General features: G+C 39.5%; 22 protein-coding genes. 14 read left to right on the top strand and 8 right to left on the bottom strand.

Annotation, left to right across the window (positions count from 1 at the left end):
• The first annotated feature begins 150 nt into the window (after positions 1 to 150).
• A complete protein-coding gene (locus tag OQE68_RS25995; protein WP_180568984.1) occupies positions 151 to 1,122 on the top strand; it encodes a calcium/sodium antiporter in 972 nt (323 codons plus the stop codon).
• 167 nt (positions 1,123 to 1,289) lie between these two features.
• Positions 1,290 to 1,763, top strand: a complete 474-nt coding sequence (locus OQE68_RS25990) for a DUF1842 domain-containing protein (protein ID WP_180568985.1) — start codon at positions 1,290 to 1,292, stop codon at positions 1,761 to 1,763.
• Positions 1,764 to 1,849: 86 nt separating this feature from the next.
• Here the strand turns inward: OQE68_RS25990 and OQE68_RS25985 are convergent, their stop codons facing one another.
• The 8 genes from OQE68_RS25985 to OQE68_RS25945 form a co-directional block, all read right to left on the bottom strand.
• On the bottom strand, positions 1,850 to 4,546 hold the full coding sequence (locus OQE68_RS25985; protein ID WP_180568986.1) for a cation-transporting P-type ATPase: 2,697 nt from the start codon (positions 4,544 to 4,546) through the stop codon (positions 1,850 to 1,852).
• A gap of 785 nt (positions 4,547 to 5,331) precedes the next feature.
• Positions 5,332 to 5,817 (bottom strand): phosphate-starvation-inducible PsiE family protein, encoded by a 486-nt coding sequence (locus OQE68_RS25980; RefSeq protein ID WP_180568987.1) that lies wholly within the window; start codon positions 5,815 to 5,817, stop codon positions 5,332 to 5,334.
• 24 nt (positions 5,818 to 5,841) lie between these two features.
• Positions 5,842 to 6,795: a universal stress protein gene (locus tag OQE68_RS25975; protein WP_180568988.1), complete on the bottom strand. Its 954-nt coding sequence runs from the start codon at positions 6,793 to 6,795 to the stop codon at positions 5,842 to 5,844.
• A gap of 25 nt (positions 6,796 to 6,820) precedes the next feature.
• Positions 6,821 to 7,789 (bottom strand): calcium/sodium antiporter, encoded by a 969-nt coding sequence (locus tag OQE68_RS25970; protein ID WP_180568989.1) that lies wholly within the window; start codon positions 7,787 to 7,789, stop codon positions 6,821 to 6,823.
• 157 nt (positions 7,790 to 7,946) lie between these two features.
• Entirely contained in the window at positions 7,947 to 8,303 is a 357-nt protein-coding gene (locus OQE68_RS25965; protein ID WP_180568990.1) for a DUF7352 domain-containing protein, read from the bottom strand.
• 81 nt (positions 8,304 to 8,384) lie between these two features.
• Positions 8,385 to 9,284, bottom strand: coding sequence for a transcriptional activator NhaR (gene nhaR, locus OQE68_RS25960; protein WP_180568991.1), 900 nt, complete (start codon positions 9,282 to 9,284; stop codon positions 8,385 to 8,387).
• Between the two features lie 506 nt (positions 9,285 to 9,790).
• Positions 9,791 to 10,495: a type 2 periplasmic-binding domain-containing protein gene (locus tag OQE68_RS25950; protein ID WP_180568992.1), complete on the bottom strand. Its 705-nt coding sequence runs from the start codon at positions 10,493 to 10,495 to the stop codon at positions 9,791 to 9,793.
• Between the two features lie 522 nt (positions 10,496 to 11,017).
• Positions 11,018 to 11,260 carry a helix-turn-helix domain-containing protein gene (locus tag OQE68_RS25945; RefSeq protein ID WP_180568993.1) on the bottom strand — a complete coding sequence of 81 codons (243 nt, stop codon included), beginning with the start codon at positions 11,258 to 11,260 and terminating at the stop codon, positions 11,018 to 11,020.
• Positions 11,261 to 11,577: 317 nt separating this feature from the next.
• Here OQE68_RS25945 and OQE68_RS25940 point away from each other — a divergent pair, with 317 nt between their 5' ends.
• From OQE68_RS25940 to OQE68_RS25885, 12 genes are all read left to right on the top strand, one after another.
• Complete coding sequence (locus OQE68_RS25940) at positions 11,578 to 12,093, top strand: UpxY family transcription antiterminator (protein ID WP_180568994.1); 516 nt, start codon at positions 11,578 to 11,580, stop codon at positions 12,091 to 12,093.
• A 2-nt stretch (positions 12,094 to 12,095) separates the two neighbouring features.
• Positions 12,096 to 12,638 carry a hypothetical protein gene (locus OQE68_RS25935; RefSeq protein ID WP_180568995.1) on the top strand — a complete coding sequence of 181 codons (543 nt, stop codon included), beginning with the start codon at positions 12,096 to 12,098 and terminating at the stop codon, positions 12,636 to 12,638.
• Between the two features lie 19 nt (positions 12,639 to 12,657).
• Positions 12,658 to 12,900 carry a hypothetical protein gene (locus OQE68_RS25930; RefSeq protein WP_180568996.1) on the top strand — a complete coding sequence of 81 codons (243 nt, stop codon included), beginning with the start codon at positions 12,658 to 12,660 and terminating at the stop codon, positions 12,898 to 12,900.
• Positions 12,901 to 12,966: 66 nt separating this feature from the next.
• Positions 12,967 to 13,287 (top strand): hypothetical protein, encoded by a 321-nt coding sequence (locus OQE68_RS25925; RefSeq protein WP_180568997.1) that lies wholly within the window; start codon positions 12,967 to 12,969, stop codon positions 13,285 to 13,287.
• A gap of 20 nt (positions 13,288 to 13,307) precedes the next feature.
• Positions 13,308 to 13,862 carry a Pvc16 family protein gene (locus tag OQE68_RS25920; RefSeq protein WP_180568998.1) on the top strand — a complete coding sequence of 185 codons (555 nt, stop codon included), beginning with the start codon at positions 13,308 to 13,310 and terminating at the stop codon, positions 13,860 to 13,862.
• Between the two features lie 34 nt (positions 13,863 to 13,896).
• Entirely contained in the window at positions 13,897 to 15,390 is a 1,494-nt protein-coding gene (locus OQE68_RS25915; RefSeq protein ID WP_180568999.1) for a phage tail sheath family protein, read from the top strand.
• Between the two features lie 55 nt (positions 15,391 to 15,445).
• Positions 15,446 to 15,904 carry a phage tail protein gene (locus OQE68_RS25910; protein ID WP_180569000.1) on the top strand — a complete coding sequence of 153 codons (459 nt, stop codon included), beginning with the start codon at positions 15,446 to 15,448 and terminating at the stop codon, positions 15,902 to 15,904.
• A 300-nt stretch (positions 15,905 to 16,204) separates the two neighbouring features.
• Positions 16,205 to 16,675, top strand: a complete 471-nt coding sequence (locus tag OQE68_RS25905) for a phage tail protein (RefSeq protein WP_180569001.1) — start codon at positions 16,205 to 16,207, stop codon at positions 16,673 to 16,675.
• Positions 16,676 to 16,681: 6 nt separating this feature from the next.
• A complete protein-coding gene (locus OQE68_RS25900) occupies positions 16,682 to 16,879 on the top strand; it encodes a hypothetical protein (RefSeq protein ID WP_180569002.1) in 198 nt (65 codons plus the stop codon).
• A gap of 1 nt (position 16,880) precedes the next feature.
• Complete coding sequence (locus tag OQE68_RS25895) at positions 16,881 to 17,549, top strand: CIS tube protein (RefSeq protein ID WP_180569003.1); 669 nt, start codon at positions 16,881 to 16,883, stop codon at positions 17,547 to 17,549.
• A gap of 8 nt (positions 17,550 to 17,557) precedes the next feature.
• Complete coding sequence (locus tag OQE68_RS25890) at positions 17,558 to 19,267, top strand: phage baseplate assembly protein V (RefSeq protein WP_180569004.1); 1,710 nt, start codon at positions 17,558 to 17,560, stop codon at positions 19,265 to 19,267.
• A gap of 35 nt (positions 19,268 to 19,302) precedes the next feature.
• Positions 19,303 to 19,755: a GPW/gp25 family protein gene (locus OQE68_RS25885; protein ID WP_180569005.1), complete on the top strand. Its 453-nt coding sequence runs from the start codon at positions 19,303 to 19,305 to the stop codon at positions 19,753 to 19,755.

Raw genomic sequence — 19,755 nt, 5'->3', positions numbered from 1 at the left:
TTTTTTTTAGCAAAATTTCTGTATCCGTCTGCATGAAATTAACAACATTGATCTGGACCAAACCATTATTGCGGTTTCTTGTGCATTCTATGTTGGTGGGCTCCTATGCTTTAAGCTACAGAAGCTGTCTAAGTTAGATAGAATTACTTTATGAGTGGAAATTTTTTAAGTAATGCGCCGGTTTGGCTCAATGCTTTAATTGTATTGGTAACCATGCTGTTGATTGCCAAAGGTGCGCAATGGGTGGTGGTTTCTGCCTCACAATTGGCCAAGTTGCTGGGTTTATCAGAGTTGGTGATTGGTTTAACTGTGGTTGCTATGGGCACTTCTGCACCGGAATTTGCTGTGACACTGATTGCTGGGCTGAAAGGCCATGGCAATATTTCTGTTGGCAATATTGTTGGTTCCAATATTTTTAACTTGGGTTTTATTTTGGGTGGTTGTGCGCTGGTTAAAGCCATTCCCACCAGTAACAAACTGGTGTGGCGGGATGGCATGGTATTATTCGCTGCGACGGTGTTTCTTTCTATAGTTGTGGGGGTTGATCTACACCTGGGGCGCCTTGAAGGGGCTTTGATGTTTACCGGGCTGGTTCTTTACATCATTTATTTATTATATCAACGTGATGACTCATTAGTACCAGAGGCTGTATCATCAGTTGCTAATCACCCTCTCTTTAAGCAATGCCTGATGCTGGGGGGAGGGTTGGTGATGATTCTAGCCAGCTCTCATTTGATGGTGGATGCAGCAGTTTCAATTGCCACTGATTTTGGTGTCAGTCAGTGGGTAATTGCCGTCACCATTGTTGCAGCTGGTACTTCTGCACCGGAAATTGCTACCAGCCTGACAGGTGTTCTCAAAGGGCATTATTCACTCAGTGCCGGCAATCTCATTGGCAGTGATCTGTTCAATCTGCTTGGGGTGTTGGGGCTAGCGGGGATGTTACAGCCAGTGACAACTGATCCAATGGCTCGCATCTCATTATTAGCAGTTACCGCCATGGTGATAGTGACCGTATTCTTTATGCGCACTGGCTGGCGAATCTCCCGTTTGGAAGGCGGCTTATTAGTGGCATTTGGTCTAGTCCGCTGGGGATTTGATTTCACCTCGTGGATGGCTTAAGAAGCTGAGAACAAGTCAAAATATTAAATTTTTGTAATCAATGGTATTTATCGGATTTTAATCTACACTCACTCGCGTATCTTCTTCGAATAAAAAACTTGCAAGGCGAAGTTGATGGAATAACACACTGATAATTTCTAATACCAAATATACAAAAAGGATTTATTATGTCTCAAGTTAATTCTGAAATTGGTTTATTCCCTGTCCATTATTTAGTTCAACCAAAAGTAGATGGCAAACCTTTGCTAGGCGCGCCAGTACTTAACTTAAATTTATTGGTAAATGCACCAGCTGGAACAATATGCGGTGTTGCACATGTTTTTCAAGCGATCAGCCCACCTTTAAACGTTTTTTCTAACGTCCATGGCACTTGGTCATACATGGCCACTATGTCATCGACTCATATTTTGTTGGTAGCAGAAGGCCAGGGCCCAACAGAAATAATCATTCACGGACAACCACAACTAGTAGAAAACCTACGTTTACGAGCATCACTTGAAAAAGACTGGCAATCAGGCGTATGTAACTACGAATTCCTTTATGAAGGTCAGTGGCACAAAGTAGAAGGCGCTAGTGTCAGTATTGAAGAGTTTGACCAAAACACTGTGTTAGATAAGTTACAAACAGCAATCGAAGCGTAGTCGATACAAATAAAGTTGCAAAAAATCCCGCAAAGGAGGGACCTCCCCTTTGCGGGAAGCATAATCAAGCAATATTAGTTATTAAATTAGGGCACTATTGTTAAGGTAAACCTGCGCAATAAATATTTTTCGATTTCAATAATGATAAAAAACAGTAAGGTACTACTAATAATATGCAGCCAACTGATTAATGTCAGCCCACTGGTTTGAAATAAATATTGAAAATAACTGCTGTAAGTAAATGCCATTTGCAGCAGGAATAGAATACCGATGGCATACCATAAATAAATATTGCTAGTTAAACTGCTCCATGACAAGGCATGACGCTGCATCACACGCGTATTAAGCAAATAAAAAATTTCACAAAAGACCAGTACATTAACTGCTATCGTACGGGATTCATTTAAACCATGCCCGGTTTGGTTATACCACAGATACATACCAAAGCTGGTTACTACCATTAATATTGAAACAAAACAGGTTCTCCAAATCAGCAATTTTGATAGCAGAGGAGCATCAGGTTTTCTTGGAGGGCGTTTCATTACATCAGATTCTGCTGGCTCAAAACCTAAGGTCATGGCTAGGGTAACGGCGGTGACCATATTAATCCATAGAATTTGTACTGGCGTAATGGGTAGTACTACACCCAAGGCGATAGCAGCCAAAATACTTAACGCTTCTCCGCCACTGGTAGGTAGTATAAACATAATGGCTTTTTTCAAATTGTCATATACCACCCGGCCTTCTTCGACCGCATCGACAATAGAGGCAAAATTATCATCTGCTAATACCACGCGTGACGCCTGCTTAGCTGCCTCAGTGCCTTTACACCCCATGGCAATGCCCACTTCAGCTCGCTTTAATGCAGGGGCATCATTGACCCCATCACCCGTCATCGCTACCACATGGCCTTGGGCCTGCAACGCTTGCACCAGTTTTAATTTATGCTCCGGACTGGTACGGGCAAATACGTCCCGCTCATGAGCAAGTTGCTGTAATGCCTGGTCAGATAACTGTTCTAAATCGCTGCCAGTCACTGGATCCGTATCAAGCCCAATCTGCATTTGCCGGCCAATTGCAGCAGCAGTGGCAGTATGATCGCCAGTGATCATTTTAACCTGGATTCCCGCTGACTGGGCCATAGCTACAGCACGAATAGCTTCTGGGCGAGGAGGGTCGACCATGCCTACCAGCCCCACCATAGTCAGTCCTTGGCTGATATCATCTAGGGCTAACGCAGAGGGCTTGGTCGTAAAGTTCAAATAGGCGATTGCTAATACACGTTTACCATTACTGGCCAGTTCATTGGCCTGATTTAACCACCAGTCTGGCTCAAAGGGTTGATCCTCACCATTCAAGCGTTGTTGGTTGCACATCTCTATGATCTGTTCTGGAGCCCCTTTGACGATTGCAAAATAGTGCCCGTGATGATCATGGTGAAGAGTGGCCATAAACCGATATTCCGATGCAAAGGGGATTTCATCCAAGCGAGGCTTTTCAGCTTTTTCCGTATCACTGATCAGTCCATATTTATAAGCGAGGGTAATTAAGGCTGCTTCGGTAGGGTCACCACTGATTTGCCAATGCTGGTTGTTCTGCTGCAAAGTGGCATCATTACAAAGCAGGCAGGCGCTCATCATTAAATCTAAGTCAGGGTAAGCCCCCCCATTAACCTGAACACCACTTTGACCAATATTCCCCTTTGGCTCATAACCGACCCCAGACACTGGGTAGGCTTCTTCCCGCAACACTACATCGGTCACAGTCATTTCATTGCGGGTTAAAGTACCGGTTTTATCTGAACAGATAACAGTAACGGAGCCCAGGGTTTCCACTGCGGGCAACTGGCGAATAATGGCATGACGATTGGCCATTCGTTGTACCCCAATCGCCAGAGTTATTGTGAGGATTGCAGGCAGCCCTTCAGGAATTGCCGCGACGGCCAGGCCAACCGCCGCAATGAACATGTCAGTGGCACTGTAATTACGCCCTAACCAACCGAAACAAAAAGTAGCTGCTGCCAATAAAATGGTGATTGCAGAAAGCCAGCCCGCAAACCGGGCTACTTGGCGAAGTAGAGGTGTGGATATTGACTTCACCTCACCAATTAACCCACTGATTCGGCCTATTTCGGTATTTGCACCAGTGCTGGTGACAATGCCTACCCCAGTACCCGAAGTAACCAGGGTCCCCGAATAAGCCATTGAGAACCGTTCAGCTAGTGGAGCTGCCACAGTATCTGGTTGATCAGACTTAACCACTGCCTGGGACTCGCCCGTAAGAATGGCTTCATCGATATGCAGCTCTCGCACTTTAAGCAAGCGTAGATCAGCTGGGATTTTGTCACCAGGTTGCAGCTGCACAATATCTCCAGGCACTAACTCAGCCGCTTCAATAATGTGAGTTTCACTGTTCCTACGGACTAAAGCCTGAGGAGAAAGCAGGGCACGGATGGCATTTAATGCTTTTTCTGCTTTGCCTTCCTGGATGAGCCCAATCACGGCGTTAATAATCACTACGCCAAGAATCACCGTAGTATCCAGCCAGTGTTGAAGCAGAGCAGTGATACTGGCTGAAACGATTAACACATAAATAAGGGCATTGTTGAATTGAGCCAGCAGACGATTTAACCAGCTACGTTGTTTAGCTTCCGGCAGTCGATTAAACCCATAGTTATGCAAGCGTTGTTGGGCTTCTTGTTGCGACAAACCTTCTTCATTGCTGCCCAGGTGTGAAATAACATCAGCTACTGAACAATTCCACCAGTTTTGTCGTGGAGACATCTATATTCCTTTGAATGTAACCTTTCTACCATCAGGACTATTACTCAATGAAAGCATAGTACAGTAGTTGTCGTGGAGTTGTGATTGACCTACCTCAGGAAAACGGTTGGTTTTTTATTGCATAATCAACCATGATAAATAAGGTGTTAAAACGAAAACAATAAGAAGACAGTAAAGCACTAAAAGTATTTACTTACCTTGATAGTTCATGGGAAAATTTGCCAGATTGAAGATATCTTCTAGGGTGCTACCTAGCAATCAGCAGGTAAAGTAAAGCAGCTATATTTGCTTAAGGAATGCCAAAACAAATCCACTAAAAATAGCAATGGCCACAAACCACTTTACTTTTTTGTGGTTTTAAACAGTATAAGATGTCCAATCAATAATGCCAAAGATTGATAAAATAATTAATATTATACCCGTCGCGAATCATTTTTAGGTTTTGTTATCATCATTCCTCACCCCAATCACCTATTAATATAGGCTCATGAGGCTTCGTCACTTGATGGCCTCACCTAAAAATCCTACGCATTGGGTATATACTGGTTGATGTTAGTCGAATTAGATGAGTTGACATGCTATCAGAAGCAAACCTTCCATCAAGTGAAAAACCTGCAAAATAGGTAGCTTTAGACATCTCTAGGAAAAATAAAGCTTGCAAACCTGCCTCTCTTCCGAGCCTAGATAATTCAACTGTTGAAAAATTTTTTTTCAGTAAATTATTTTATTTTAGATATTATTTCCCATCAATTATTCGCTCTAGTGGTGCATACGTAAAGTTGGGTCTAGTCCGCTGGGGTTTTGATTTCTGTACCCGCATGTAAGGCCGTCTCTTCCAGGTGATTTTTTCTCGGTAGTGTATGGATTAACCAATACCCTATACTCATTGCCAAAACAACCACACCCACCGCTAACATATAATAAGGGTCAGATGATTCATGATCCATAATAATCACTTTTCGAGCGATTGCCATTAATGCGGTTGCCATGACGATTTTGACATGAATAACATCTTCTCTTAGATAAATAGTAATATTAATAAATATTTCGATGGCAATCAGAACGGCGAGAAATGCGCCAAATGTCGCCAACATATCTGATATAGTCAGTATATAAAGCGGTGGTGTAACTAACTTCTGATACAAAGTCCAGCCCACATCAATAACACCCATCACAATGACGAACACCATTAAAATAGCCAGCAACCTAACAGACCAATGAATAACAAAGTACAGTTTCTCAATCAGTTTTTCGTTAGTGTCAGTTTTCACAATCATCTCCGAATAATAGGGCTTTTATGCTGTCTGCATTACTGGGGAGTTAAATGTTTCCGGTTTCAACGTAATGACTGGACAAGTGACTGTATCCAAAATACTTTCTGCCCTATTGCCAATTATGAAACCAGCTATACCGGTACGACACAAAGTACCCATGACTAACAAGTCAATTCCATTGTCTTTTATGTAAACAGGCAGTTGAGATTCAGGTTCACCTTCGACTAATGCTATCTCTGGTGATAAATCTTGAACGGCAAGTCGATTGATCAGCCTTTGCATTGCTGTTTCCCTATCCTTAAACTCAACGTCTGCATATTTGTGGATGTCGTTTTCTTGAAACCGCCCCCAACTGCGAAAATAGGATTCACCGGGCAACTGCCAAGCATGAAAAATATGCAGTTTTGCATCAAGCGAGCGCGCAACAAAGGCAGCAAAGCTTAGAACTAGGCTATTCAACTCAGTGCCCTCAGGTGTTGGGGCAGCTAAGTCAACCGCCGCCACTATATGCTTTGCTTGTGGCTCTGCACTTCGTGCAGTGGTCCAAACCGGTACTGGCGATTTACGCATTAAATGCCGGGTTGTGCTACCTGACAGAGCAGCATACTGTTTATGCCCACGATTAGCATCAATGGCAATTAAGTCATACTGATACTTAACCGAGAAAAGGATAATTTCTAGAAAAGCAATGCCTGATTTAACTTTGGCATCAAAGCTAATGTTGGGATAATGAGTTTCTAAGTTAGTAACATAAGCTAATAGTTGTTGCTCTTGCTTTTCTAAAATGCCATCCATTAACTCTTTGGCTAGTTCTAATGGCACATACTTAGCCATTCGAGTAGCAGTTATATCTTCCACAACTGAAAATAAAGTCACAGAAGCACTATTTTGGTTAGCTACGAGTAATATTTGGTGAAACTGCTCATTTAGCACTTGACTAGGCGCTAGTGGTATTAATATTTTATTGATATTCATAGCTAAGTCCTCTTAATTGGCTTTTTCATACTGATTGATGTGTTTGGTATAACCACAGTAAATAACTACTGTAACCCACCACTAAAAAACTTCCTGCAAAATGTCCTAAACTATTTTTTTGCTTAAAAAAAACTAGAATGGCAAACAAAATCATGGTGCTGAGTAATAAGACGAAGTAGTCACGGCTGAAGACTCCAGGTTCAACCCAAGTGGTTGCAATGAGTCCTGGAATAGGCATCACAGCCAGTAAATTAAATAAATTAGAACCAACCACATTGCCTATTGCCATGCCATGGTGTCCTTTTACTGCACTGGCAACAGATGCCGCTAACTCTGGTAAACTGGTGCCAATAGCAACGATAGTGAGACCAATCACTAATTCACTAATCCCTAAACTGGTAGCAATATTGGTTGCACCCCACACGAGTAGTCTGGCGCTCAATAATAAAATAATGAGTCCAACCAAAAACCAACCAATAGTTTTCCCTAAAGGTGTTTTTGTGGCTTCCTCTTGATCAATGACATCATTATCAGCTTGTGAGCTGTCCAGGCTATTTTTGTAACAGACAACATAGAGGGTAATCAGCAAAAACAGTAGCAGAATAATGCTATCAATCACCGTGAGCTTATGATCATATAATAAATACCCAGTTACTAAAGTCACTATTAATAACAAAGGTAATTCCCGCTTGATTAACCCTTTTTCTAATAAAATGGGGGAGATTAGTGCCGTAACACCAAGTACTAGGCCAATATTGGCGATATTAGAACCTAAGGCATTACCAACCGCCAGTGATCCTGCACCACTCAACCCAGCCATAGTTGATACAATAATTTCTGGCGCTGACGTACCAACTGAGACAATAGTAATGCCGATTAATAATGGTGAAACATTAAAGCGATGGGCGATAACGGCTGCGCCAAAAACAAACCGGTCAGCACTCCAAACCAATAATAATAAACCTGCAATAATAGCAATAGTAAACAGTATCATTATTTACCACATTTGAATTATGTCGTTTGTCAGTTAGGTCACCAAGACAGCAGACGTCTACTCTTCGCGATTGATTTTTATACCTAAAAAAATACACTATTCGTATTGGTTAAACTGCTTGATGACCGGTCTATTTTTTCACCTAATCAAAGCGCAATTAATATTGCCGTAACAAGGCTAATGCGGCCTGATTGATTTTTCGAGGTGGTTGAAGCACTTCACTTAATTGATATTGTTTTTCTTGGGCGGGTAGCTGATACACATGGTACGCTTCTGGCCCTAAGGTATCTAATGCGGTGTCAAGGTATACATAGTTTTCAGGTATCGGTTCACCCGTTTTAACAACTTTAAACTGGCAGCTGCATTCAGGCGTTGCAACCGCTAATGGCTCTTCAATCCATAGATAAACGGCTTTTTCAATTAACAGGTATTCTGATCGGACAATGCGAAAACCTTGCTTCAAGGTTAGGGTGTTAATACCCTCTTGCAATGGATATTTATGTATCGTTTTCATTACTCGATCCTCCTATTGGTTACGCTTAAGTTGAGTTTGGTCCAGTATTAGGATCGAGAAAAGCAGTTTAAGCCGTCTTTATTATTCGGTTTTTTCGATGTGTTGTTTGCAAATGGCTTCTACTGCAGGGTGGCTGGAAAATCGGTTGCGGGTAATGGCAAACAATTTTTCTTGGATTGCATCAATATTAGCCACCAGTTCAACTTGGTATTGCCGACACACTTCATCAGTAATCACCGTTGGGGCAGCAAAAGCACCCAAGCCGTTGGCACCAAATACTTTAATTAAAGCACTATCATCCACCTCGGCACGAATGATGGGTTTAACCCCTTGCTGCCCCAGCCATTGCATCAGCTGCTGAAAATAAGGGGAGTTAAAGGTTGCCGCTAAAATGGGTTGTTTATCCAGGCTTAAAGGGAAGTTATCGCGTAACCTTTCAGCCAGTGCTGACGCAGCAAAGATACTGATGGTTGACTGACCTAGCTCATACCAGTGCATTAATCTGTCTGATTTGGCTGGTGGTAATTGATCTCCAAGAACGACATCAAGATGATGGCTTTCAAGTTGTTGCATCAAATAGTCCAGTGAGCCACTCTTACACGTCAGGGCTACTTCTTGGTCAAGCGATAGGGCTGGCTCCAGTAATTGATAAGCCACCAGCTTATGAATAGAGGTGCATATCCCTACCGAAAGCTGAATTGAGCGCCGACTGGTAACCATTGCAGAGACTTGTTTAAGCTCTTCTGCTACCTGAAACATTTGGTCAGCATAACGTAAGACTGTTTTACCCAAATAAGTCAGCGTTAGTTGCCTGCCTTGTCGGTTAAACAGTAACCCTCCTAGTGACTCTTCCAAGGTCGCCAGTTGACCACTCAAGGTTTGGGGCGCTAGATTAAGCGTCTTACTAGCGCTAGCCAGGGATCCTTCACGGGCAATCACCCAAAAATAATACAGGTGTTTATAGTTAAGTGTGTTTGGCATTGCATGGCCTGGATGCAAAGTGTTTGTTATTCAAACTGGCGACAAAACCGCCAATTCCCGCAATAAATATTTTTCAATATCAATAATGATAAAAAATAACAAGGCACTATCTAATAATATGCAGCTTTACGCATGGACTGCTAGCTGTTGCATGGGTAGGCAATGCAATCGTTATAATGACAGCAATACTAATAAACAATGCTGATAACCGTAAACAAGCTGTTAGTCCGGCGGTTTAGTAAATCCAGCCCGATAGTACGGTGCCGATAAGCCGTCCCATTGCGTTTGCCATGTAATAGAAACCCACATCAAGGGATACGCCATCTTCATTGGCATCACTTACAATTAGTGCAGTAATGAATTAATGGTAAACAAACCTCCAACTATCAGTAGCCCCCAATAATCCTGCTAGCGGGTAAATGTTAAAGGTGAGTGACAATTACCCATAACGCTAAAAAGTTTGCTGGTCTGGTTTAGAAAGGGCGGTAGTGGGGAGAGCAAGCTGCCTAATTTATATTAGATATGACTACATTGGCGTCTTTGATGAGTTCGACTGTGCTATTGCTTTTTTTGCATACTATGCTGTCCTCATGTACAGAAATAGGGTTATTAATATCGTGAGGGAAAGCGCTTAATTCTAATTGGTCAAATATTTTATAGGCATCTGGCACATATGCGATAAAGGCATCCAGTCTATTATTTAAAACCATTACAATATTATTTTTAATTGTTGGTAAAAACGTGAAATTAATACCTGAATTTTCTATTTTTTTTCCATAGGGCATACCGCTTCTGGCGCCAACGCGTAATGTTTGTAATTCACTTAAGGTGCTTATGACTTTGGTATTTGGCTTAGTGAAAATATATATTTTAGCTATACTCATGGGTTTGCTTTGGAGATAGTTGTCTCCTGTGTATTGATAAAAATCGGTATTTTGGTTGACCGGAGACACGCAGCAAATTAAGCATTTATCAAATAGGCTAAAAACTCTTTTAGGTGGGTATACTTTCATCTCAAAAGGTATTTCAGTCTTTATTAATGAAATAATCTTATCATATCGCCCCTTACCGTCGGCCTGATGCAAACCATCGATCTGAACAGCAAAAATGGCTACTTTTTCAGCACCTAAGGCACTAAAAGATAATACACAGCAAAGCAGTATCGTTAAGTAAACCTGTTTAGCGTTGTTGGCTATCATGAGCACATTCATTAACCAATTTCTATTCAGCCCAGTTTGAGTTTGTACTTAACAGAGTAGATGACCAATGATAGCTAAAGCCATTCAATCGTAATGATATGGATAAATGTCGTTCTCACCATAACTTGGTAAACGTACCCACTCTCCGAACAAAGTTTTAACTTTTCAATAACTTCCATTATCAAACCAAACATCATATACCCGTCGAGAATCATTTTTAGGTTTTGTAAAAAACCTTCGTATTGGGTATAGTGAGCGGATGGTGAAGTAACAAGTCTAAATTACATGTAATATTATGACTAATAGTTGACCTGTTTGCATTGGTTTGCATTGAAAGTGCTTCAATAATAATAGCCAAAAAATTATACAAACCACTTGCTGTCGAGCTGTTTTTGGTGAAACGAGATATTCTCAAAAAAGGAGAATTATTACTGAATGGGAAAATTCAGTAAATTAATACATGACACCACCTCTCTATTGTTCAGATTCAAGATGGTGTATTTTTATGGTCAAAATATAGAAAATAAAAATAAATCAACTATCATTTAGTAAATTTATACTTGATAACAACATCTCACAATTAAGAATTTTCAAAATATTTACTAATGAATCCAATCGGGGAATAACCTTTTTATTTTCTATTCGCTCAATGGTAGAGATTGCAACACCAATTCCAATGGCTACCTCTTCTTGTGACATGTTCTGCTGCTTTCTTAGTCGCCTACATACATCACCAATATTGTCTATAGTTAACTCAGAGATTATATTCCGTTCCATGTGACCTCCTACTATCCATAAGAAAGCCAACTGTATTGATAGTCAGAAAAAATATTAACAGCATTTATGCTGTAGACATTCGATAGGGTTTTCGAAACAATAAATCCGTTTTTTCTGAAGTGTAAAGATTGTATACCCAATGCAAAGGGTATAAGCAGGCAGCAAATAGGCTGTAGACACAACAAGGCAAAAAGCCTAATAATTAGTCGTATATTAGTTTTGATACCAGTAGTTACGTTTTTTCTTCCTAGTTTTATTCATCACAATATCAGCATGGGACAGATAGGGCGGAGCTTTGCCTGTAAATAGGTGTTTCAATGGATCATAATAATAAGCGCAATTGGTATGCAGTTTACACCCGAGCCAACTGTGAAGCGAAGCTGGCGGTAGGGTTAACGGACAGAAACGTTGAAGCTTTTTACCCAGCTACAGAAGAAACCCGGTTTTGGAGTGACCGCAAAAAAAAGAGTAAAGTGCCTGTTTTTCCGTCCTATATTTTTGTGTACATCAATCATGACGAATTTTACCAAGTAAAAACAACGCCTGGATTCTCTCATTTTGTTAGCTTAAAAAATGAGCCCACGGTTATTCCTGAAAGCCAGATCAGTGCCGTTAAACAACTCATGCACTCAAACTACCAATGGCAGGCAAAGACGAAAACGTTAAGTAAAGGCACACCCATTGAAATTACTGAAGGGCCCTTGCAAGGATATATGGGCGTATTAGTCGCCGATGCAACACAAAATAATGTGGCTATTGAAATTCCTGCTTTATGTAAAGCGATGGTGTTTACCTTAAAACAATACCAATTCAAACCAGTGTGGACAGGCTAACAATGATTTGGGATATCCCTGCACTTTTAAACACAATCGGTCATACTCGTAATCAGCTGTATAACGATAATACTGCGGGGCAGCTAAATTATCATTGGGAAGACATTGCAGCAGCACTAGGTATGGGTAATTTACCCGCCGAATCCTACTACCTTGGTCGTTATTTGATCTTTGATGATCAGGCCGATAAGCAAAAATTAATCGAATTGATTACTATTGAAGCAGAATATTTAGCTGAGACCCACTACTGGAAACTTGGTGATGTCAGTTTAGAGCAACTGGCTTTATTAGCCTGTGAAGAGCTTAAGATTATGTCAGTGTGTGAGCAATGTGATGGGCTAGGGTTCAATCGATCAGGCGACGACTGTAGCCCATGTTCGGGTTATGGTTGGAAAAGTTATAGCGAAAAAGATAAATACCAATTTTTGGGCTTAGACAGTAAAAGCTGGTTTAGACGCTGGCAAGGTCGCTATATGGACATACTCAATTATGTAGGGGATGCCGCTTATCATTTGAGGGAGCACTTAAAACAACAACTCTATTGAAAAAGAAGGGATAAAGATTATGGACAATAACAATCATTCACTCTCTGAACCTTACGATAATATTGATTCCATTTTAGAAAAAAACGAGGAGGATATTAATAAGCTACTACAACAATTGGACGCGCTGAATGATATAGAAGGCTTTGCAAATTTAATGGATTTTGATGAAGAATATGAGTTAGTAGCAAATCAGGCGGATTATGCAGATATACTACCTGCTCAAACAAATGAGGATGACACGAACGATTACCGGTTTAATTAATTCAAAACTATGCAAATAACGACAATCCAGTTCATTGGTTTATTACTCAGTTTTCTAGGTATTACCATGGCGACTATACGCTGGAGTCTAAGCCGCCAATCACAGCTATTACAGCAAGGTGCAGAAGCACGCATACTGGAAGTGAGTAATAAACTGGAAGTACTTCATAATGACTTCAAAACAATCATCCAGCAGCAAGGAAAACACCTTCATGAAATTGACAAACAATTATTAAATTACCAAACCCAGGTAGCTGAAACCTATATGAAAAAACACGACTGTCAAAGCCAATTTCGCGTAGTGGAATCGAAAATTGATAATATTAGTAATGAAGCGAAAAGTTATCATAAAGATGTATTGAGTCGTATTGACCGTCTAGCGAGTTAGCATAAATACACTAGGAATAAATGATGTTGTCAAAGTCAGTTGAATTGTTTACCTCTGTCTTGACAGAGTATCTTAAAGATGAGTTAGGTGGTGTTGCTACACAAGTTGTTACCCATCCAAAAAATGAAAACAATGAACTTAAAATTGAAAATAATGCATTAACTGTTTGCTTGATTAATACGGAGGAAGAAAATGTATTAAGAAACAATAATCGATATAAGCAGGTTGATACGAAGCTAATAAAAAAATATAGGGATGTCCGCTTGCGTATTTATCTGGCAGTTTTGTCAAAGCATGATAATTATTTACAAGCTTTAAAAATGCTATCTCTAGTAATAACATGCTTTCAAAAAAATCATATCATTCAATCTGATGAGAGCAGCTTAGATAAAATAAAACTTGAGCTTGATCTGGTGACAATGGACTTTACAAGGCAGAACGATATCTGGAATGCACTTAGGATAAGCTATATTCCTTCCATTCTTTATCGTGCAACCTTAATTGTATATGAGCAACTCAGTACAGTTGAACTAGATAAACTAGTTAGTGCAGATATCAGTGTAGAAAGAAAATAAATAGAATTTTTATAGAAATATAAAGGATATTTTGATGAGTCAGTATAAAACACCGGGTGTTTATGTAAAAGAAAAAAGTGCGTTTGGGTTAAGTATTGGGCTTGATAGTACAGCCGTGCCAGTATTTATAGGCTACACACAAAAAAATAATGGTGAAATAATCGCTGTTAATAATTTATCTGAGTTTACAGAGATGTTTGGCGGCCCCTTGTTAGTAAGTGGCACCTATGCAGAAAATGATAGTAGTTTTAAAATGAATCAAGACTATAGTAGTAAACATAGTCAGCTACTGCCAAAGTTCTTCCTTTACTATGCCATTGAACATTACTTTAGTAATGGTGGTGGTAAATGTTATATTGCATCTATTAACGAACAAAAAGTACCCTTACCAGAGGATGATATAAATACGGCAGTAATAAACAAAGATCATTTTAATAAAGTGCTAGAAAAGCTTGATACGCTTGAAGAAGCGACTTTGGTATTAGCGCCTGAAGCAATACAATTAGCGCCTTTGGCTACAGATACAGCAGGTTCATGGGATGATTATAAAGGAGTCTGCTCGAAACTATTGCAAGAAGGTCACGATTCTGCTGGTCGAAATGGTACACGAAGTCGATTAGCTGTATTAGATGCAATGCCAGAAGAAAGTGCAACAGGAAGCATTAGTTTTACCAACTTTGAAGCGGCAATTAGCCAAAACGAACATCGTAGTTATGGTACAGCTTATTATCCCTTTTTAAAAACAAATATTCCTTTGGCGCTAGATGAATCAAAAGTTGAAGTTACAGATACTCATACGTTATCTATTGTAGAAAACAATAGTCATGCAAGCCATTTAGAAACAGAGACATTGATTAGTAGTACAGACCCTGTTTATCTTGATAGCCTAAAAACAACTAACCCGGCAAAATATGCCAAAATTAGACAAAGTCTTGGTCAACAGGTACGTATTGTATTACCCCCATCAGCAGCAGTCGTGGGTGTATATGCACGTACTGACGCTTCACGCGGTGTTTGGAAAGCCCCAGCAAATACTCCATTGTTGGATGTATCTGAGCCTGTAAGAGTAGTAACAGACAGTGCTCAAGAAAAATTAAATGCACCGAATAGTGGTAAAGCAATTAATGTAATTCGTAGCTTTACAGGCAAAGGAATATTAGTTTGGGGGGCTCGAACCTTAAATGCAGATAGCTTAGACTGGCGCTATATCAACGTAAGGCGTTTATTTTTAGCTGTGGAAGACACCTGCCGGTCAGCAGCTCATCAGTTTGTATTTGAACCCAATGATCAAGTCACTTGGTTAAAAGTCAAGGCGATGATTGATTCACTGCTAAATAAAATGTGGAAGCAAGGTGCACTTGTAGGATTAACCCAAGATGAAGCCTATCAAATTAGTATAGGGCTAGGGTCTACAATGACTGGAAATGATATCTTAGAAGGAATGATGAAAATTACGGTTAAAATGGCCCCTAGCCGACCTGCAGAGTTTATTGAATTTACTTTTACACAAATGATGCAAACCAGTTAATACATTATATATTTTTATCAAGTGATTATAGAAAGATATAAAATAGGGATTTAGTATGGCAGACACAACCAAAGATGTTAAAGAAAGTTACCCATTACCAGCCTTTCAGTATATTGTCGATATACCTGATATGGATGAAATGTATTTTTCCGAAGCATCAGGAATGAGCGTTGAGTATGAAACCATTACCTATAAACATGGAATGAGTTTTATCACTGGACCTCAGATTTATCCTGGGCAGATTAGCCAACCAACAATATCTCTCAAGAAAGGAGTAATAACTAAGGGTAGTCAGCTGTATGACTGGGTCAATAATAATGCAATTAACGGAGGAATTAGGAAAGATGTTAGGATTTCTTTGGTCGACAGTGAAGGTAATCCAGTGGTTAGTTGGGCAGCTGATAATGCATTACCAACCAAGCTGGAAGCACCGTCTTTAAGTGCTGACTCTTCTGATGCAGCAGTAGAGACCTTAGAGCTTATCTGTAAAAAAATCAGTGTAGAATATCATTAATATAGCCATAGTGAAGGGTTTTTAGGGGAGGCCGCCGAGTGATGAGTTCCAGTAGCATTTTTATGTAAATTAAAGTAGCTACCGCAAGTCATACAGTAGCAGACTTGCCCCCAGGAGTAAATGACTGGGGTGACAGTTAAACGCTCCATGCATTAACTGCATTTCCACCTTCCATGGTGGTCAAGAGAGAAGGTAACAAAGCCTAAAAATCATTCGCGAAGAGTATAACTAGTCCTTCGTATGCGTTGAATCGGATACGAAGGATTACTGTTTAATAAACTTTATAGATAAATATACTGTATGAGTACTAGCTTGGGTATTTCTCAGGAAAATATATTTGGAGCGTTAATACCAGCAGAGTATAAATTCTCTGTTGTATTTATGGATGATCCATTATCTACAATTTTTGTGAAAAAAGTTTCAGGACTATCAGCCAGTATTGAGACAGAGAAAATAGAAGGTGCTGGTTATGCAAAAGAACAGCTTAGCCTTCCAGTAAAAATAAAATATGGTGATATTAAAGTAGAGCAAGCTCTGTTGTCATTATTGCAATTTGAAAAATTGATCAATTGGAGTGATCCTAAAGTAAATAAGTCAATGGATATTTTAATTTCGGCATACAATTTTACTTATTTGCCAATAAAAAATTGGCTGGTATATGGTGCTATGTCGATTGACTGGTCATTATCAGATTTTGATGCTGAAAGTAATAACTTAGTTATGGAAACGATTACGTTTTCATATGCAGATATAGAGCCTATTGGAGTATAGTGAGAAATGGCTTTATCAATTAATAAAATGAATATTAATGTGAGCGTTAATGATACTTCAGAAAGTAGTCATAAGCAAAGTGCTAGAAAACAAGATAGCTTATTATATATAGACAATGTTGAACAACAAGTTAGTGAAAAATTACTGGTTAATAAGTGTGTTTCAGCTGCTTTAGACGCCCTAAATCGACTCAAGGAACCATGAAGTGAGTGAGAATCGCACAGAAAAGCTGACTATTGAAGCGTTTGAGGATATTGATAGGAAAAAAGGACTTAGAAGTTTTGAGTTAAAAATTAACCCCATTAAATTTATCTTTTCGATAAAAAATAATTATACAGTTGATAATGCAATTGGTAGTTCAGGCAGTCAGATGAGATTTCTACATGGTAGAAATAGACAGTTGAGTTTACAATTAAAGCTTGATGGTACAGGAACTAAAGAAGATGAACCAATTGCAAAGCAAGTAGATAGTTTTATAAATATAACTCAAAGTATGGTTGGGAAAATACATCAACCTCCTTTTTTAAATATAAGTTGGGGAGACATAAAGGAGTTCTTTTGTCGATTGGATAATGCTTCTATTGATTATACCGCTTTTGATACAAAAGGGGTTCCTATCGCAGCAAACATTGATTGTAGTTTTACAGAAGATTTATCGGAGGCAAAACGAAGTGCTCAGGATAAGAAAAGTTCCCCTGATCTAACTCACCTTCATGTCGTTGCATCAAAAGAAAATTTACCTATGATAGCCAAAAAATATTATGGAAGTACTCGGTTTTATATGCAACTGGCTAAAGTCAATAAACTAAATAATGCGACCAATCTGACTACAGGTAGTCGAATTGTCATTCCACCCTTATCAGTTGTGGACTAGAGGGTACTATGAGTTCGTCAATCACTTACTTTACAGTATTTGTAGATGGTAAACAGACAGCCAGTAATTTTTCATTGGTACAGTTTGAAGTCTGTAAATCGGTGAATAAAATAGCCAGAGCAGAACTATTATTTAAAAATATTGATTTTAGCAGTTACCAATATAATACATTAGATCAAGATGAATTCAAGGCGGGTAAAACATTAGAAATTAAGGAAATGAATGATGGTAAGGCGGGTGCGATACTATTCAAGGGTAACATTGTTAAGTACCGTTTTAAAAGCGATGAAGAAGGCGGCGCTCATTATATAATCGTCAAAGACCTTGCTTTTTTAATGTGCCATCATGACCGTATTGCAACATACCATCAACTCACAGACCTTGATGTTTTTAATCAATTACTGGCTGACTATCAATCGAAAGGGCTTACAGTTAAAGTAAATGCAACTAGTGCAGACGTTTTTAAGCATCAACAACTAATACACTACCATACCGATGATTGGCAGTTTTTATTAGAACGCTGTGGAGCAACCGGGTTAGCACTTTGGTCTGATAATAATGAATTAACGATTAGTAAATTAAAATGGCCAGCACCTGCGGCTAATGAGGCTGGAAAACTAAAACTTGGGATAAGCTCGATTGTTGCTTTTGATTTAACTTATAACCCCGAATGGGGAGCAGGTCAGTTTCAAACCCAGGCGCTTGATGGCAGTAAACAACGAGCGAATCAAGCGCCATTATTAACACCGCCCTCTCTTGCCCAAGATATTAAGTTAACTGCACAGCAGTCTCCCTTAAGTCAAATAGCCACTGAGTTGGGCTATAGTATACACCAGTCCCTGGGAACAACCTTTGCCGAATTAGGCGAGCCTCAAGTGTGGGCCAATGCTATTGCAACACAACATGCATTAAAACTAATTACAGGTTCTATAACCCTTAAAGGCACTAGTGCTATTAAACTACAAGATAGTATTGAGTTGGATGGGTTTTCAAAGGTATTTAATGGGACACATTGGGTAACAGGGGTCACCCATCGAGTAGACCAACAGGGTTGGGCAACCCAGTTGCAAATTGGCTTACCCAATCCTATGTGGCAAACAACAAATAATAAAGAACAATACAACAACCGTACAGGGCAAGTACCTGGTTTACAACTGGGTATTGTGAAGGCAATAATTGGTCTCGACGTTAAAGTGGCACTGCCTGCCATGGGGGTACCCAATAATGAACAAATTATTACTGCACGCTTATGTCATCCCGAAGCAGGAAAAAACCACGGATTTATTGTACGACCGGAGGTTGATGACGAGGTATTGGTAGGGTTTTTAAACCAAGACCCAAAGCAACCAGTGGTTTTAGGTGGGCTTTTAGCAGACCAGCAAGGGGCAAAACCAGAGGATGTCAGTAAGCAATATCAACAAATGCAAATACAACGGGGACTGTTAGGTACACCCACTGGTGAGTTATCTATCGCAACTAATAAAAATCAAGCATTAAAATTAAACCCACAGGGCATTGCTGTCACAACAGATAAAAAAATCACATTAGATGCCGATGCTAATATTGCTATGAAAGCAAAACAAAATATTACTGTTAATGCAGATAGTAATGTAGCTATAGAGTCTAAAGCTAATCTCAAAGCCAAAGGTAATCCAACTGAAATCGGTGACCAAAGTGTTGTTACTAATGTAAAAGGACAGACTGTTAATATCAACTAAGTAAAATCCCAAATAACATTACTTTAAAAATTATTATGATAAATCATTTAGAAAGCTTTCTCGGTTCCGGCTGGTCAATGCCGCCGTTATTTCAGTTACAGTCCAGTAGCTATAAAACAGGTGAGCAAGAAGTTGCTTTAGCAACTATGTCTGGGGAAGAAAAAATAGCGGAGTCAATTTACACAATAATTAATACCCAACCGGGTACCTTTATTACTCGTCCTGATTTTGGTTGTGATTTAAGCCAGTATGTATTTGAAAAGCTTAATCGGTCTACCTTGAATGCCATTGAAAGAACCGTAGCAGACTCTCTGTTATACTATGAGTCAAGAATAATCGTAGAAGATACTATTTTATCAATTGAAGATGCCATAATAGGTAAATTACAGATTAATGTGGCGTATCAAATTATTCAAACCAACAGCCGCTATAACCAGGTATTTCCATACTACTTAAATGAGGCACTTCAGCCTGCAATATCAATTTAA

The organism is Spartinivicinus marinus (assembly GCF_026309355.1).
GTDB lineage: Bacteria > Pseudomonadota > Gammaproteobacteria > Pseudomonadales > Zooshikellaceae > Spartinivicinus > Spartinivicinus marinus.
Note: the sequence above shows the minus strand (reverse complement) of the source record. Positions and strands in the feature narration are given on the sequence as shown.

What these genes read in the sequence shown, in the direction of transcription:
- OQE68_RS25990 (WP_180568985.1), top strand. Translation starts at nt 1,290, where the DNA reads ATGTCTCAAGTTAATTCTGAAATTGGTTTATTCCCTGTCCATTATTTA.
- OQE68_RS25900 (WP_180569002.1), top strand. Translation starts at nt 16,682, where the DNA reads ATGGCTTTATCAATTAATAAAATGAATATTAATGTGAGCGTTAATGAT.
- OQE68_RS25890 (WP_180569004.1), top strand. Translation starts at nt 17,558, where the DNA reads ATGAGTTCGTCAATCACTTACTTTACAGTATTTGTAGATGGTAAACAG.
- OQE68_RS25950 (WP_180568992.1), bottom strand. Translation starts at nt 10,495, where the DNA reads ATGAATGTGCTCATGATAGCCAACAACGCTAAACAGGTTTACTTAACG.
- OQE68_RS25995 (WP_180568984.1), top strand. Translation starts at nt 151, where the DNA reads ATGAGTGGAAATTTTTTAAGTAATGCGCCGGTTTGGCTCAATGCTTTA.
- OQE68_RS25940 (WP_180568994.1), top strand. Translation starts at nt 11,578, where the DNA reads ATGGATCATAATAATAAGCGCAATTGGTATGCAGTTTACACCCGAGCC.
- OQE68_RS25930 (WP_180568996.1), top strand. Translation starts at nt 12,658, where the DNA reads ATGGACAATAACAATCATTCACTCTCTGAACCTTACGATAATATTGAT.
- OQE68_RS25965 (WP_180568990.1), bottom strand. Translation starts at nt 8,303, where the DNA reads ATGAAAACGATACATAAATATCCATTGCAAGAGGGTATTAACACCCTA.
- OQE68_RS25915 (WP_180568999.1), top strand. Translation starts at nt 13,897, where the DNA reads ATGAGTCAGTATAAAACACCGGGTGTTTATGTAAAAGAAAAAAGTGCG.
- OQE68_RS25885 (WP_180569005.1), top strand. Translation starts at nt 19,303, where the DNA reads ATGATAAATCATTTAGAAAGCTTTCTCGGTTCCGGCTGGTCAATGCCG.
- OQE68_RS25925 (WP_180568997.1), top strand. Translation starts at nt 12,967, where the DNA reads ATGGCGACTATACGCTGGAGTCTAAGCCGCCAATCACAGCTATTACAG.
- nhaR (WP_180568991.1), bottom strand. Translation starts at nt 9,284, where the DNA reads ATGCCAAACACACTTAACTATAAACACCTGTATTATTTTTGGGTGATT.
- OQE68_RS25945 (WP_180568993.1), bottom strand. Translation starts at nt 11,260, where the DNA reads ATGGAACGGAATATAATCTCTGAGTTAACTATAGACAATATTGGTGAT.
- OQE68_RS25905 (WP_180569001.1), top strand. Translation starts at nt 16,205, where the DNA reads ATGAGTACTAGCTTGGGTATTTCTCAGGAAAATATATTTGGAGCGTTA.
- OQE68_RS25910 (WP_180569000.1), top strand. Translation starts at nt 15,446, where the DNA reads ATGGCAGACACAACCAAAGATGTTAAAGAAAGTTACCCATTACCAGCC.
- OQE68_RS25920 (WP_180568998.1), top strand. Translation starts at nt 13,308, where the DNA reads ATGATGTTGTCAAAGTCAGTTGAATTGTTTACCTCTGTCTTGACAGAG.
- OQE68_RS25970 (WP_180568989.1), bottom strand. Translation starts at nt 7,789, where the DNA reads ATGATACTGTTTACTATTGCTATTATTGCAGGTTTATTATTATTGGTT.
- OQE68_RS25985 (WP_180568986.1), bottom strand. Translation starts at nt 4,546, where the DNA reads ATGTCTCCACGACAAAACTGGTGGAATTGTTCAGTAGCTGATGTTATT.
- OQE68_RS25935 (WP_180568995.1), top strand. Translation starts at nt 12,096, where the DNA reads ATGATTTGGGATATCCCTGCACTTTTAAACACAATCGGTCATACTCGT.
- OQE68_RS25975 (WP_180568988.1), bottom strand. Translation starts at nt 6,795, where the DNA reads ATGAATATCAATAAAATATTAATACCACTAGCGCCTAGTCAAGTGCTA.